The 15,314-nt window shown below is 33.0% G+C and carries 15 protein-coding genes; 6 read left to right on the top strand and 9 right to left on the bottom strand.

Translation table 11 applies throughout. The features are described 5' to 3' along the window. Window positions 1-4: 4 nt before the first annotated feature. Both thrC and FLAK523_RS11630 read left to right on the top strand, forming a co-directional pair. Window positions 5-1,456 carry a threonine synthase gene (thrC, locus tag FLAK523_RS11635; protein WP_248903562.1) on the top strand — a complete coding sequence of 484 codons (1,452 nt, stop codon included), beginning with the start codon at window positions 5-7 and terminating at the stop codon, window positions 1,454-1,456. 1 nt (window position 1,457) lies between these two features. Then, window positions 1,458-2,387 carry a phosphotransferase gene (locus FLAK523_RS11630; protein WP_248903560.1) on the top strand — a complete coding sequence of 310 codons (930 nt, stop codon included), beginning with the start codon at window positions 1,458-1,460 and terminating at the stop codon, window positions 2,385-2,387. A gap of 154 nt (window positions 2,388-2,541) precedes the next feature. Here the strand turns inward: FLAK523_RS11630 and FLAK523_RS11625 are convergent, their stop codons facing one another. Next, window positions 2,542-2,910: a helix-turn-helix domain-containing protein gene (locus FLAK523_RS11625; protein WP_248903558.1), complete on the bottom strand. Its 369-nt coding sequence runs from the start codon at window positions 2,908-2,910 to the stop codon at window positions 2,542-2,544. Between the two features lie 242 nt (window positions 2,911-3,152). On the opposite strand from FLAK523_RS11625, the gene FLAK523_RS11620 reads away from it, so the two are divergent. The 4 genes from FLAK523_RS11620 (at window position 3,153) to FLAK523_RS11605 (ending at window position 7,610) form a co-directional block, all read left to right on the top strand. Then, window positions 3,153-3,827, top strand: coding sequence for an NAD(P)H-dependent oxidoreductase (locus FLAK523_RS11620; RefSeq protein WP_248903556.1), 675 nt, complete (start codon window positions 3,153-3,155; stop codon window positions 3,825-3,827). A 184-nt stretch (window positions 3,828-4,011) separates the two neighbouring features. Then, window positions 4,012-4,539: a GNAT family N-acetyltransferase gene (locus tag FLAK523_RS11615; RefSeq protein WP_248903555.1), complete on the top strand. Its 528-nt coding sequence runs from the start codon at window positions 4,012-4,014 to the stop codon at window positions 4,537-4,539. Between the two features lie 555 nt (window positions 4,540-5,094). Next, entirely contained in the window at window positions 5,095-7,011 is a 1,917-nt protein-coding gene (locus FLAK523_RS11610; protein ID WP_248903554.1) for a DUF294 nucleotidyltransferase-like domain-containing protein, read from the top strand. A gap of 2 nt (window positions 7,012-7,013) precedes the next feature. After that, entirely contained in the window at window positions 7,014-7,610 is a 597-nt protein-coding gene (locus tag FLAK523_RS11605) for a PolC-type DNA polymerase III (RefSeq protein ID WP_248903553.1), read from the top strand. A gap of 20 nt (window positions 7,611-7,630) precedes the next feature. On the opposite strand, the gene FLAK523_RS11600 is transcribed toward FLAK523_RS11605, so the two are convergent. The 8 genes from FLAK523_RS11600 to acs all read right to left on the bottom strand — a co-directional run bounded on the left by FLAK523_RS11600 (window position 7,631) and on the right by acs (window position 15,087). Further along, window positions 7,631-8,122 (bottom strand): 4'-phosphopantetheinyl transferase superfamily protein, encoded by a 492-nt coding sequence (locus FLAK523_RS11600; protein WP_248903552.1) that lies wholly within the window; start codon window positions 8,120-8,122, stop codon window positions 7,631-7,633. After that, window positions 8,119-8,373: an acyl carrier protein gene (locus tag FLAK523_RS11595; RefSeq protein WP_248903551.1), complete on the bottom strand. Its 255-nt coding sequence runs from the start codon at window positions 8,371-8,373 to the stop codon at window positions 8,119-8,121. The genes FLAK523_RS11600 and FLAK523_RS11595 overlap by 4 nt, the downstream gene beginning before the upstream one ends. 11 nt (window positions 8,374-8,384) lie before the next feature. Continuing rightward, window positions 8,385-9,659, bottom strand: a complete 1,275-nt coding sequence (locus tag FLAK523_RS11590) for a beta-ketoacyl synthase (RefSeq protein ID WP_248903550.1) — start codon at window positions 9,657-9,659, stop codon at window positions 8,385-8,387. Window positions 9,660-9,730: 71 nt separating this feature from the next. Beyond that, window positions 9,731-10,159: a 3-hydroxyacyl-ACP dehydratase FabZ family protein gene (locus FLAK523_RS11585; protein ID WP_248903549.1), complete on the bottom strand. Its 429-nt coding sequence runs from the start codon at window positions 10,157-10,159 to the stop codon at window positions 9,731-9,733. 16 nt (window positions 10,160-10,175) lie between these two features. Continuing rightward, window positions 10,176-11,228: a type III polyketide synthase gene (locus tag FLAK523_RS11580; protein ID WP_248903548.1), complete on the bottom strand. Its 1,053-nt coding sequence runs from the start codon at window positions 11,226-11,228 to the stop codon at window positions 10,176-10,178. Continuing rightward, complete coding sequence (locus FLAK523_RS11575) at window positions 11,225-11,938, bottom strand: methyltransferase domain-containing protein (protein ID WP_248903547.1); 714 nt, start codon at window positions 11,936-11,938, stop codon at window positions 11,225-11,227. The genes FLAK523_RS11580 and FLAK523_RS11575 overlap by 4 nt, the downstream gene beginning before the upstream one ends. Continuing rightward, window positions 11,939-13,072, bottom strand: a complete 1,134-nt coding sequence (locus FLAK523_RS11570; RefSeq protein WP_248903545.1) for an NAD(P)/FAD-dependent oxidoreductase — start codon at window positions 13,070-13,072, stop codon at window positions 11,939-11,941. 107 nt (window positions 13,073-13,179) lie between these two features. Beyond that, window positions 13,180-15,087 (bottom strand): acetate--CoA ligase, encoded by a 1,908-nt coding sequence (gene acs / locus FLAK523_RS11565; protein WP_248903543.1) that lies wholly within the window; start codon window positions 15,085-15,087, stop codon window positions 13,180-13,182. Between the last annotated feature and the right edge of the window lie 227 nt (window positions 15,088-15,314).

Here is a 15,314-nt window from a genome sequence, read left to right as displayed (position 1 = left end):
AGATATGATTCAATATGTAAGTAATAAAGGAGGAGGGAAGCCTGTAGGTTTTGAAACGGCCATACTAGATGGTTTTGCAGCTGATGGCGGTTTTTATGTTCCCGAGACATTACCGAAAATCACTAAAGAGCAATTAAATAAATGGAAAGGTTTGTCTTATGTCGAACTCGCTTTTGAGGTACTTTCGTTATTTATTGATCGCTCTATTATTTCGGAATTGGAGTTGAAGAACATTTTAAAAACGGCTTATGAACCTTTCGAAAAAGAAGATATTATTCCGTTACATCCATTGAAATCTAGAAAAGACACCTACATAATGGAGTTGTTTTATGGTCCAACGATTTCTTTTAAAGATGTCGGATTGGCTTTTTTGGTTAATCTGGTGAACTTTTTTTTAGAACGAAAAAAGGAGCACTTAACGCTTGTTGTTGCCACCACAGGAGATACAGGACCAGCGACAGCGTATTTCACAGCAGGAAAATCAAACTTGGATGCTTGGGTTCTATATCCTAAAGGTTTAATTACTGAAGAACAAGAACGCCAAATGACAACTTTGCAACATGCGAATATTCATCCTGTTGGTGTGTCTAATTGCCCAGATGGCGCAGATGATTTAGATCTTGTAATTGCTAAATTATATGCTAATAAACCCTTTAAAGAAAAACTAAAATTATCGAGTGTAAACTCTATTAACTGGGGTCGTATTATGATGCAAACGGTCCATTATTTCTATGGTTATTTACAAGTTGTTGATACCATTGGAGAACAAGTTAACATGTCGGTTCCTTCTGGTGCTTTCGGTAATTTATGTGCTGGCGGACTAGCACGAGAAATGGGATTGCCTATTAAATATTTTGTCGTAGCCAATAACAAAAACGCCTGTTTACATCGCATTTTTTCAGAAGGGCGTTTTTCAAAAGAAGACATTATTGAAACCCCTTCTTCAGCAATAGATATTTTAGTACCATCCAATTTTTGGAGATTCCTGTATTTCAGAATAGATAAAAATACTGAAAAAATAAAAAAATGGGTAGATGAATTTAATTCCTCTGGTACTGTTACTTTTGATAAAGAAACTTTTGAAAAGTATTCCAAAGGTTTTAAATCCTATAGCGCAACAGACAAAGAAACATTAGATATCATCAATGAGCTTTATACTAGTGAGAACTATTTACTGGATCCACATGGTGCAGTAGCAGTAGTAGCGGCTGATCAATTAAAGGAAACTTTAGGTAACGAGAAATTAATCTGCTTTGCAACAGCACATCCTTCTAAATTTCCCGAAATAATAAAACGAGCACTACATACAGATGTTTTGCCACAAGCAGCTACTCACGCTAGCATCGAACTGGCAAAGGAATTGTGTGAGAAAGTACATTTATGTGATCATGCTCATCTAGAAAAGGCACTGTTACATGCTATGGAAACAAATTGGGATTTAACAAAAGGGAAATAATATGATACAGTATACCCTTTTAAACGAGAAAGATGTTACAACCATCTTAAGTCAATATAGTAGTGAAAAATTAGTTTCTTTTAAGGTTTTGAGTGGGGGGTCGGCTAACACAAATTATCTAATTAGTACAGAAATAGATTCTTATGTATTAACTATATGTGAACTAAAAACGGAAAAAGAAACCATAGAATTAGCCTCTTTACTAGAGTATTTACAGCTAAATCAATTTTCTACTTCTAAATTAATAAAGACTATAACTGGCGATTTAATTAGTCATTGGAACAAAAAACCAATCTTACTAAAAGATTTTATCAAGGGCGACATTGTCGAAGAGATACCAGCAAATTTGTTTCACTATTTAGGGACCCAATTAGCGCAATTACATCAAATAAAAGCGCCCGATTATCTGCCACGGAAAGTAGCTTTTGGAATAGATCATTTTGATGAAGTTCAAATATATGCACCAGATTCCGATTTTTATAAATGGTTAAAACAAACACAAAATTATATAGAAAATCATATAGCTGTTGATTTGCCTAAAGCATTGATACATACTGATATTTTTTATAGTAATATTATCATTGATATGGAGGCAAACCGTGCATCAATCATGGATTTTGAAGAAGCTTGTTATTATTATCGTGTATTTGATATTGGAATGATGATTATAGGAACCTGTAGAGATAACGAAACGCTCAATTTAAATAAAGTATCTAGTTTACTTGACGGTTACCAACAAGAAATAAAACTCCTAGAAATTGAAAAAAAAGCGCTTAAAGCATTTACAGTTTATGCAGCTACAGCAACAGGATTTTGGAGACATCAAAACTATAATTATGTCAATATCAATCCTGAAATGAAAGATCATTATTTAGAAATGCAATTGCTTGCTGATAGCATTATGAAGATGCCGGATGATTGTTTTATTTAAAAGTCAATATAAAATATTTAATAAACATTAGTATACATGGCGCTGAAAATCAAAAATTGTCAGCGCCTTTTTTTATTTCGACTAATTGCTATAATAATTTAATTATTGCAATTTAATGATAGGGAAGTCCTTAAATTTATTTATTCGAATCACTTTACTCTATAATCTCGCCTTTTTCTTCGGCTACAACCATTCCCCATTGTGCAATAGAAGTCAAAACTGGACCTAAACTTTCTCCTAAAGGAGTTAAAGCATATTCTACTTTTAAAGGCGGTTTTTTAGTGTAAACAATACGTGTTATTAAACCATCTTTTTCCAGTTGCTTCAATTGCAAACTTAAAGTACGCTCCGTGATTGTGGAAATTAATTTATACAATTCATTATAGCGTTTTTTTCCATCTAAAAGATAAATTAAAATCACACTTTTCCATTTCCCACCAATAAATTCCATTGCAATACTTGTGGTGCACGAAAACAGTTTGTCGTTATATTTTATAAGGCATTTTTTATATTCTAAGTCCATAAACAACTATAATTTTCAACAAAGCTACAATACTATAGTTAATTATACAACTATACTTTTTATAGTTTAATTCATAAGTATTAAACAATTGACAATTAGTAAATTACATATTTTTAAGTGAAAAATAATCTACTATCGTTTTTGACCGTTATTGCGAGAAAGATAAACTATATTTACTTTTGCCGCTATACTTTTGATAGTATAAATAAAATAGAATTAATAAATAGTAAGAATAAATAATTATGAGTACACCAAAAATCACAAAAGAGGATATTTTAAACGCTTTTCAATTTAGACACGCAACAAAAGAATTTGATTCAACAAAAACGGTTTCAGATGAGGATATGAATTTTATCCTAGAAACAGCACATTTATCGCCTAGTTCTTTTGGTTTCGAACCTTGGCATTTTATTGTTGTACAAGACAAAGAATTAAGGGAATTATTAAAACCTGTAGCTTGGGGAGCGCCTTTAAAACTAGATACTGCCAGTCACTTTGTTTTGGGATTAAGTATGAAAGCCTCAATGACAAAATGGGATTCAGATTACATAATGCACATGATGAAAGAGGTAAAACAATTACCTGAAGATGTTATCGAAATGTATTCTAAATTTTACAGAGAATTTCAAGAGCGTGATTTTGCATTGGATACTGATAAAAAATTATTTGATTGGGCTTCTAAACAAACCTATATCGCTTTAGGGAATATGATGACTTCAGCAGCATTAACGGGAATTGACAGCTGTCCTATCGAAGGTTTTCATCAAGAAAAAGCAGAAGCTTTATTGAAAGAAAAATTTGGAGTGGATACTGATAAATATGGTTTATCGTATATGGTTGCTTTTGGATATAGAAAAGAAGCTCCAGCACATGGAAAATCAAGAAGAAATAGTGAAGAAATTGTGAGTTGGAAATAAAAATAATCTCTAAAATATATTAATAGAAGGAAGAAGTCACTTAAAAAATGGTTTCTTCCTTTTGTGTTTTAATAATGAAGAACTTAAGATATTCAAAGAAATATTGAACCGTAAGGAAGCGGTTAAAATAATAATTCTATTTTTGGAGGAAGGCAAAAAGAGAGAATTCATAAAAAACTAAAATATGCAATTTGACAACTATTCGATAAGGCTTTTATCGATACAAGATTTAGATGGTTTTTTTCAACTTGTGGAGAAGAACAGGCAGCGACTTGAAGACTTTTTTACGGGAACAGTTTCAAGAACGAAGACGATTGAAGACACGCAATACTTCATTATCGATATGATTCAACGATCTAAAGACAAAATTTATTTTCCATATGTCATCGTTGACAATTCTAACGATAAAGTTATAGGTTTCTTAGACTTGAAAAATATTGATTGGAACATTCCAAAATCAGAATTGGGTTTATACATTGACGCGGACTATGCCAATAAAGGGATTACAACTAAAGCGCTTCGTCTTTTTTGCGAATTTTGTTTTGAGGAATATGAATTCAAAAAAATGTTTTTAAGAACTCACCAAAATAACCTTGCTGCAAGAAATGTTGCTGAAAAATGTGGTTTTGAAATTGAAGGCACCATAAGAAGGGACTATAAAACTACTTCGGGAGAAATTGTTGACTTGATATATTATGGGAAATTAAACTAACACCGCAAAAATAAATTCAAAAATGACAAAATTAACAACGGTTCTGATTTCCTTTTTTATGTTTCTATTCTTAACAAGTGGAATCAATGCACAGGAAACAAAGAAAGCCCATAAAGATTCTTGAAAATTTTTGAATCATTTACAGCATTTCTAAAATAATTAATAGTAGTTGTAAAAACTAATTGGATCTTAAAAGTGTCAGAACGGTATAAAATTGATGAAATTATTCAGATTCCGGTTTCCTAATCCTTTTTAATCTCATAATACAAATGAACTATAATTTATATTATGTAAAATAGAATATATAAAAACTTCATTATTCTTCCTGTTTCCATTATTATAAGACTTTCTATAAATAGTAAAGATTCATACTAAATTACATTACCCTACTTCTTATTACCTTATATATTAATATAGAAATCTTGATTATATAGAACCAAAAAATAATAACTATAAAATTATTATTATTTCAGTGTTTTTACATTGAATTTACTGTAATTGATTGTGTATAATTTATTAATTTTACACTTCAAAATTTCATTTACTTTCTATACTATGAATTCTATTGCTGAGCAGATTGCTGATTTTTTAAAGAAATACTCTCCATTTGATCATTTGACATTTCAAGAGTTAGCTGAAATCGCTAGCAATATCCGTGTGCTTAATTTGGAAAAAAATAAAACATTATTCCAAATAAATGATACACTGCATGATAGCTTTTATATTATCGCAACAGGGACTATTCATTTGTCTGTTATTGCAGATGCCGAAGAAACTTTATTAAGTAAATGTCATGAGGGTGATATTTTTGGTTTGAGACCTTTTTTTGCCAAAAACAACTACAAAATGACGGCTAAAGCTCGAGAAGAAAGCATTATTTATGCTATTCCTATTGCAGTTTTCAGACCATTTGTAGCTAATAATCCGGATGTACTGGATGTTTTATTAGAGAATTTTGCTAAAGGTTCGAATAATCTTACTGATAATGAAAATGGTAACGGTAAGCATCATTCCGCGACTGGGTATTATTCGGATCAACAGACAGGAATTCAATTTTTTCAATCTTTATCCTATAATATCTCCCCGATAAAAGCGTTAAAAAGCGATCCTGTACATAGTATCGCCCAATTAATGGCCGAATCACTTGTAAACAGTGCGATTGTTTGCGAAAATAATATTCCTGTTGGAATTGTTACACATACTGATTTATGTTCTAAAATAGCAACTGGACGTTTCCCTATTACCACAACAGTTGATACAATTATGTCTTCTCCGGTGGTAACAGTAGTCGAGAATGTTTCCCTGGCGGAAGCGCAACTATTGATGTTAAGAAATAATGTCACTCACCTGTGTGTTACTGAGGACGGAACCAATAAATCTATCGTAAAAGGAGTTATATCCGAACACGATTTAATAGTGGCTCAAGCCAATAATCCTGGAGTTTTAATTAAAGAAGTTAAACGAGCTCAAGCACCTAAAGACCTAATCCAAATAAGAAAGAACTTAGCGGATCTTATCCAAAAATCGATACAGAAAAATATACCGCTTACCCATATTAATAATATTGTTAGCGAAATCAATTTTGCTATTTTAAAACGTGCCGTTGAATTATCTATTTTGGAAATAGGCTCCCCTCCTGCTCGTTTTGCTTGGCTTTGTATTGGCAGTCAGGCTAGAAAAGAACAATTATTATTGACGGATCAAAATAGTATCCTAGTTTTTGAAGATGTAACTCCGGAAAAATACCGTGAAGTGAAAGACTATTTCTTGAATTTAGCCAAAAGAACAACTAGTATCCTGGAAAAAGTAGGCTATAAATTGTCTGAAAATGGATATGTTGGGAGCAATATTCTTTGGTGTAAGTCACAAACTGATTGGTTAAAGCAATACAATAGCTGGATTAACAATCCGGGTGAAAACAGCAATAATTTAAGTAGTATTTTCTTTGATTTCGATATTGTTTACGGTGAGTCGAAGATTTTTGAAACATTAATTAATGAAGTGTATAAAAATGCTGTAAACAATACCTTATTCTTTGATTATTTAGGCAATGATGCATTGAGGAAAAATTCCCCTTTGAGTTTTTTCAAAAAATTCAATGTCGAAGAAGAAGGTCCAAACAAAGATAAATTTGACATCAAAACTCTAGCTTTAATGCCTTTGATTGATGGAGCACGATTATTTGATTTAAGCTTTAATTTAAAAGGAATTAACAATACCTATGTTCGATTCAAACAATTAGCAATGACAGATTCTAAAAATGCCGAGATTTATTTGGATTGTGCTGAAGCTTTTCTAACATTGTCAAAATTCAGGACATTAGAAGGTATTAAGAACGAAAATAGTGGACAATACATCAATTTAGAGGAGTTGTCTAAAATCGACAAAGAAAAGTTGAAAAATTCTTTGGCTCCAATGAAAGAATTAGAAGAATTAATTAAAAGTAAATTTAAACTTACTCAATTTTCATAACCATGTTAGACTGGCTTAAAAATATAAATAAAGAATATCCTGAATTCTGGAAAATATATCTTTCTAAATTTGAGGCAAAATCAAAGCGCTATGTTGTATTGTCAACAGAAACTTCGGGTTTGAGTGTCGAAAAAGATGTCATTTTAGGAATTGGGGCTTTTGCAGTTGTTGATGATTGTATTGTTATTGGAGACAGCTTCGAAACGTATGTACTGCAATATAAATTCCTTCATGAGAATAAGATTTCAAATGATTTCATTATAGAAACCCATATGAAAAAACTTGGGGAAGCGGATGCAATAATATCGCTGATTGATTTTATTGGAAATGCAACTATAGTGGGACATCATGTGGATTTTGATGTAGAAATAATTAATGCTGCATTAGAAAGAATGGATTGTGGCCGATTAAAAAATGAAGCCTTGGATATTGATATTATGTATCGAAAACTACATGATATTACCGATCAACAATTTTCACTTGAAGAATTATCAGGATTTTTTAAAATACCTGTAAACGACCGAGTATCATCAACTGAGGATGCTTATAATATTGGCTTACTCTTTTTAAAATTAAAATCCAGATTGGGAATTAAATAAAATTGGGTAATCAGCTGGGTTTATTCTGTTAGCATGATACTTTCCTGAAACCGACCATGATGACTTACGGAAACTGCCTTATTTATCAAACCGTTGTTATCAGTTATAAAAGGTTTTCCATCGTCTTTACTTATTAGTATGTTTGGGTCAAGCAGTACTATTTTTTTAAAATGAGAGCTATCAGTTACCGCTACGGTATAGATGCAATCATTTGAAATTTTGGTTTGTGTGTAATACTCATTTCCATCACATAAAACCGAACCTGAATTTTCATCTCCATAGACACATTCTAATTGAATAGGAATATAGGCCCGAATTCCCGTTTGACGGTTATATATTTTATAAGCTGCTTCCTTCCTACTCCATAGATTCCAGACCATAATCTCTGGATTTTCAGCGCTATTAATAAGGAATTGTTCTTTTATGGTGAATATTTTATCTAAAAAACCTTTCCTTTTCCAGTTGCTTTCTTTTCGGGCTAAAGCCAAATCTACGATATCGTTACCTATCACTTTTCGGATAATTTGGTTTCAATTATTAACAAAGTTGATTTCACATCCAGCATATTTTGCATAGATTGATTGTCTATTATTATTCCAAAGGCATCTTCAATATCCAGAATTACATCAACTAAATTAGCCGAATTTATATTCAAATCGGTAATGAAATCAGTGTCGTCTGTAAGTGATTCATACGCTTCCTCATTTTTTATATAAGGTTTAATGATGCTTTTTAATTTTAATGTAGTTTCTTCTTTATTCATTTGATATTTTTTTATTTTATATATTTTTTAAAAATCACACATCCGTTCACATCCCCAAAACCAAAACTGGCTTTGGCTATAATATTCAAATCCGTTTCAATTAATTCTTTCGGAATACGTGATTTATCAATAACACTCACAATTTCAGGATGTAAGTCTTCACAATTGATATTCGGAAATACAAATCCCTGATGCAATTGCAATATAGAAGCCACACTTTCAATACTTCCCGCCCCTGATAAACAATGACCAACCATCGATTTTAAAGAGTTGATATATGGAAAATCGGCACCCTTTCTTCCCAATGCTTCTGCCCAGTTCTCCATTTCCAAGCTATCTTTTGAAGTTGCTGTCAAATGACCGTTTATGGCATCAATAGCATTGGCTTGAATTCCTGCATTTGCCATAGCATCCTTAATGCATTTTTGTACCGCTATGGGATTTGGCGCTGTCATAGTACCTAATCCACGTTGTCCTCCGGAATTAATATTCCCGCCTAAAACCTCGGCATAAATTCGGGCACCACGTTCTAAAGCCAGATCCAAATCTTCTAAAACCAAAGCACCGGCACCGCTTCCGGGAACAAACCCTGATGCGCTTTCACTCATTGGTCGTGAGCCTTGTTCAGGAGTGTCATTGTGTTTAAAAGTGCAAACGCGCATCGCATCAAAACCTCCCCAAATATAAGGGCCACTATCACTGGTACTCCCTGCCAAAATGCGTTTTGCTTGTCCTGATCTGATCCTTTCGTAAGCCATTAAGATGCTTTCAGTTCCTGTGGTGCAAGCAGAAGAATTAGTGGTTACCTGATTTCCTAAACCAATTTTCCCTCCTAAATAAGCGCTAACGCCACTGTTCATCGTTTGTGCAACTGCCGTGCTTCCTAATCTCCTTGTTTGAAAATCATCAATTTTATAAATGCTTTCGCGAAATTTATCAATTCCTGAGGTTCCAGTTCCAAAAATAGTTCCGCTATCCCAATCCGGATCTTCATTAGTGTTTATTGCTAATCCTGCATCTTTCCAAGCATCTATTCCAGCTATAACACCGTATAAAATCCCCGTAGAATTGAAATTTCTCAGTTCTAATTCACTGAAATATTTTAAAGCCAATTCATTAGAAACTTCTGGTTTTCCTGAAATCTGACAAGAGAATTGCAAACGTTCCAGTTCCGGATCGTGTTTAATTCCTGAAACACCTTTCCGAATTGCATTTGTAAACATCTCTAAGCCTACTCCGTTTGGAGCAACAACACCAAGACCAGTTATGACTACTCGTTTTTTCATACAAATTTCAATTTACATAAATTAAAAACCACTATTTTTTTATGTGTCAAAGCTTGATTTCAATCTTTTTATTAAACAATCATTCCCGCAATTGTACCGCTACAAACTTCATCACCATTCTCATTTTTCATAGTCACCTTGCATTTTAGTTTACCAAAACGAAAATATACTTTCTGAGAAATCACGGTTACTTTTTCTTTTGGATATACTGCTTTGGTAAATTCAATATCAGTTGACGTTAAGGCAATTGCAGTTTTATCATTAAATGTTTCGTCTAATAAAAATATCCCCAAACATACTAATCCTATTTGCGCCATAACTTCAGTTAATATTACGCCTGGAGTAATGGGGTTTTCCTTAAAATGTCCTTTATAAAAATCAAGGTTTTCGTCGAATGTATAACTACCCTCTACCCCATTTTCGTTTATATCAATAATCTCATCGACAAACAAAAAGGGTTTGGAATAAGGCAACTTTGATATGATTTCCTGGTATTTCATAGGTTGAATTGAACTTTTAAAACTGCAATAATACTTTTTGTGCCGAAAATCCTGGGCCAAAACTCAACATTAATCCTTTTTCTCCTTTTTCAGGTTGGTTGTCCATAATACGCTCCAGAACATATAAAACAGTTGCGCTTGACATATTACCATATAAACGCAACACTTCTTTTGTTTCATCTATGTTTTTTCCCAAATCTAAGAATAAGTCCTCCACGGTTTGAACAATTTTTTTTCCTCCGGGATGAAAAATCAAATGGTCCATATCTTTGATATCCAAATTGTTTTTTTCTAAAAAAGGATGAATAATATTGGGGAAATGGGACGCGATGGTTTCAGGTACTTCAATGTCTAAAATCATCTGTAAACCAGAATTAGTAAGTTTAAAACCCATCATATGCTCGTTATCATAAAAATGATACATTTCCTCATCTAGAATCTCCGGACCTTTATCATCAGGATGTGATGAAAGCATTACACAGGCTGCTCCATCACCAAAAATGGCTGCACTAACAATATTAGCCATCGAGAAATCGTCAAGTTGAAAAGTAGCCGTAGGGCTTTCAACTGCAATAACTGCCGCGCGTTTTCCTGGATTGGATTTTAAAAAATTCTTTGCATAAATAATTCCTGAAACTCCTGCTGCACAACCCATTTCAGTTACAGGAAGTCTCACGATATCCTGACGCAATTTCAATTTATTGATTAAATAGGCATCCAATGAGGGAATCATAATTCCAGTACAGCTAACCGTAATAATGAAATCTAAATCTTGTGGTTTCCAATTGGATTTCAGGAGTGCTTTTTCAAGAACTTTTTCGCCCAAATCAATTACTTCACGGGCATAAATGTCATTTCGTTCCTCAAAAGATGTTTTGGTGAATACTTCAATTGGGTCCATAATAGAATACCTTTTATCAACCGCTGCTCCTTCGAAAATCTTTTTTACTTTTCGAATAAAACGATCCTCCTGACCTTCCAGCCAAGAATCTAGAAATGGCATTATTTCTTGAGTAGTTCTAGAATATTTAGGAAGCTGTTTTGAAACCGTATGTATTTTTACACTCATATTTTTGTTATTATCCATTGATAACGGAAGGCCCACTTCCATTGAATTGTATAGTTGCTGAAATTTAATTGCTCTGAAAAACGAACTAATTCCTCTTTTTTAAATCCTCTTAAAATAGATGTTAACCCGTCTTCTTTTGACATAGGATTGAGTCGGAACACAAAACACAATGCTTGAAACAATCGATATGCTGTGCCGTTTCTATGTAAATCATTAATCACAACTCCTATAGTTGAATTGGAATTAAAAAGCTCCATTAAACTAACGATTTCAATCTCTTTGAAATGATGTAACGTTAAGGTACATAGCGCAATATCATATTTTAATTCACTGAAAGCTTTATCAAAAATATTTTCGCAACGATAACTGATATTTGGATATTCTTTTGATAATTTACGAGCGTGATTAACGGTGTAATTATTAGCGTCAATCCCAATTAAATCAAATTTCAAATGATTTTTTAAACCGTACTCTGCCAGAGTTCGTAACATATCTCCATTACCGCAACCCACATCTATTATAGTAATTGTCCTTGTGGAATCAATCTGGCTTATCAAATCTTTCACTCCTTGTAAAGTTAGCCGATTGCCTCCTAAAAGTTGGTTGATTTTGGCGATTTTATCCAAAGCCTCCCTTAAGATCTCGCCTTCAAGGGCAAAATCATCCATGATTTCGGGTTTATCAGTTCTATGTTTTGTGTTTAGGAACATCTATTGATTTATTGAAATTGGTTTTCCGTGCGTTTTTTTTATAATTATTGGTAAAATAAAAGGAAATACAACTAACAGACGCATCAGTAATGCTGAAATACGTTGTTTTTTTAATACTCCCGCTATAAACCTACCAATCAGTATTCTATTCTTAAAATTAACATTCCATTCCTTCAAATAGTTACTTTCTAGTTCAGTTCTTGATTTAATATCATTATTAAAATAGTTAACAATCAATTCTGATGCGATTTTAGCACTATGGATTGCCATCGCCATTCCGTTTCCACATAATGGGTGTATCAATCCGGCAGTATCACCAATCATTAAAATATGGTTTTCAATTGGTGCTTTTTTTCCGAATGATATTTGGCTTATCGTTAATGGTTTATCAAATATCAGACGGTGATTATCAAAAACAGCCTTTAATTTTGGGTTTTCCATAACTACTTTACTTTGATATTCTTCAATATTATTATACTTTTTAAAAGTATGGTAATCCGCTAAATAACATATGTTTACTGTGTTGTTTTCAACCTTGGAAACGCCGCAATAACCGCCCACGAAATTATGTAAACCAACTAAATCATTAGGAAAATCACCAGAGTAATGTGCTTTTACAGCAAGCCAAGCTGATTTTACTTTGATGAAATCTCTATCGAGTTTAACATCAATGTTAGAACGTTTTCCGAAAGCGCCAAGGACAAATTCAGTATTATAAGCCCCTTTTTCAGAAGTGGTTACAGAGAATTGCTTGTCCTTAAAAACAATGTTTTCAACCGTATCCTGAATGATTTTACATCCATTATCCAAAGCTTTTTTGTACAAAAACTCATCCAATGTATATCGGCTAATTCCAAATCCACCAAGTGGCAATTCGCAATTAATTGTTTTGCCGTTATTCGTTGAGAATTCAAATTTTGTAATATGAGTTGGCTGTAAAAATTCAAGATCTAAGCCTAGCCATTCTAAGTATTGAAAAACTTCGTTTGAAATGTATTCTCCGCAAACTTTATGTTTTGGATACTCATTTTTTTCTATCAAAATCACTGCAATACCTGCTTTTGACAAGTGAATGGCACTACATAGACCAGCTAATCCTCCACCAACAATTATCACAGATTCATTTGTTTTCATAACAAGGCTAAATTAGGTTATTTCGTTCAAATTAATTTGTTTCTAAATAAAAAAAACCGCTCTAAATATAGAAGCGGTTTAAGTATATAGTATTCGAAAAGATAAATTTATTTCCTTTCGTTTTTAATTTCATCCACAATTTCAGGGTTTAACAATGTAGAAGTATCTCCAAAGTTAGAAAAATCACCTTCCGCTATTTTTCGAAGAATTCTACGCATAATTTTACCCGAACGTGTTTTTGGCAAGCCAGATACAAATTGGATTTTATCTAATTTTGCAATTGGTCCAATATGATCCGAGATTTGCTGATTGATTTCTTTAGTCAAATTATCTCTATCACGGTTTTCACCGCTTTCTTTTAGAATTACAAATCCATATAATGCATTTCCTTTTACATCGTGAGGAAATCCTACAATGGCACTTTCAGCTACAGCTGGATGTTCATTAATTGCATCTTCAATAGGAGCTGTTCCTAAGTTATGACCCGAAACAATAATCACATCATCAACTCTTCCCGTAATTCTGTAATAACCAACTTCATCACGTAATGCGCCGTCACCGGTGAAATATTTACCTGGAAAAGCAGAAAAATAAGTGTCTTTATAACGTTGATGATCTCCCCAGATAGTTCTGGCAATTCCCGGCCATGGAAATTTAATGCATAAACTTCCCACAACCTGATTCCCTTCGATCTCATTGCGTCTATCATCCATCAATACGGGCTGTATTCCCGGTAATGGTAATGTAGCGTATGTTGGTTTTGTAGGTGTTACAAAAGATATTGGCGAAATCATGATACCACCAGTTTCTGTTTGCCACCAGGTATCAACTATTGGACATCTCTTTCCTCCTACATGGTCATTAAACCAGTGCCAAGCTTCCTCATTGATAGGTTCACCCACGGAACCAATTACTTTTAATGAGTCTAATTGATATTTTTGAACGTATTCTAAACTTTCTTTAGCCAAGGCTCTAATTGCCGTAGGAGCTGTGTAAAATTGTGACACTTTGTGTTTTACGATTATTTCCCAAAAACGACTGAAATTAGGATAAGAAGGAACACCTTCAAAAATTACTGTAGTACCCCCGTTTAATAAAGGCCCGTACAAAGTATATGAATGTCCAGTAATCCAACCAATATCAGCGGTACACCAAAAAATATCGTTTTCCTCGTAATTAAATACATTTTTAAAAGTGTAAGCTGTGTAAACCATATATCCCGCTGTGGTATGTACCATACCTTTTGGTTTTCCTGTAGAACCAGAGGTATATAAAATAAACAAAGGATCTTCGGCATCCATTATTTCAGCAACACAGTTATCTGAAGCTTCGTCTAATAAAGGTTGCAGCCATTTATCTCTGCCCTCTTTCATTTTTACTGTGCTATTTGTTCTATTGACAACCAAAACAGTTGAAACGGATGGACACTTTTCTATAGCTTCATCAATAATTTCTTTTAATTCTATTGTTTTACTTCCTCTATAACCACCATCAGATGTGATAACCATTTTGCATTCACTATCATTAATTCTTGATGATACTGCTGAAGCTGAGAATCCAGCAAAAACAACGGAATGGATTGCTCCAATTCTTGCACAGGCTAAAACAGAAACAGCTAACTCGGGAATCATTGGTAAATAAATACAAACGCGGTCCCCTTTTTTTATTCCTTGTTCGCGCAAAACATTAGCCATTTTGCTAACACGTTGATGCAATTCATTATAAGTTATATGTAAAGCAGCTTCATCAGGATTATTTGGCTCAAAAATAATAGCTGTTTTTTCTCCTCTTTTAGCAAGATGCCTATCGATACAATTTTTTACAATATTAACTTTAGCCTCAGTAAACCATTTTACTTCTGCTTCAGCCATATTAAAATCTACTACTTTGTCCCATTGTTGGTACCAAGTAAAGTTCTCTTCAGCTATTTTACCCCAAAATTTTCTGGGCTCACGAACAGACTTGTTATAATGTTTAAAATATTGTTCTAAATTTTGAATCTTATAGTAACTCATGCTTTTGTAATTTTTTATAAATGTATTAATTCTCCTTTGATTCTTAAAACTATTTAATCCATAAATTGCAGTATAAAATCAAAATATAAGGGGGAATCCATACATCTTACTACATATGCTGTAATTTATTATAGTTATTCAATTAATAAACCTCAAAAAAAAGGCAGGATAAATTATATCCTGCCCATTTTAAACCAACAATTTATTTTAACATTTAACCTAGTATA

The organism is Flavobacterium sp. K5-23 (genome assembly GCF_023278045.1).
GTDB lineage: Bacteria > Bacteroidota > Bacteroidia > Flavobacteriales > Flavobacteriaceae > Flavobacterium.
Note: the sequence above shows the minus strand (reverse complement) of the source record. Positions and strands in the feature narration are given on the sequence as shown.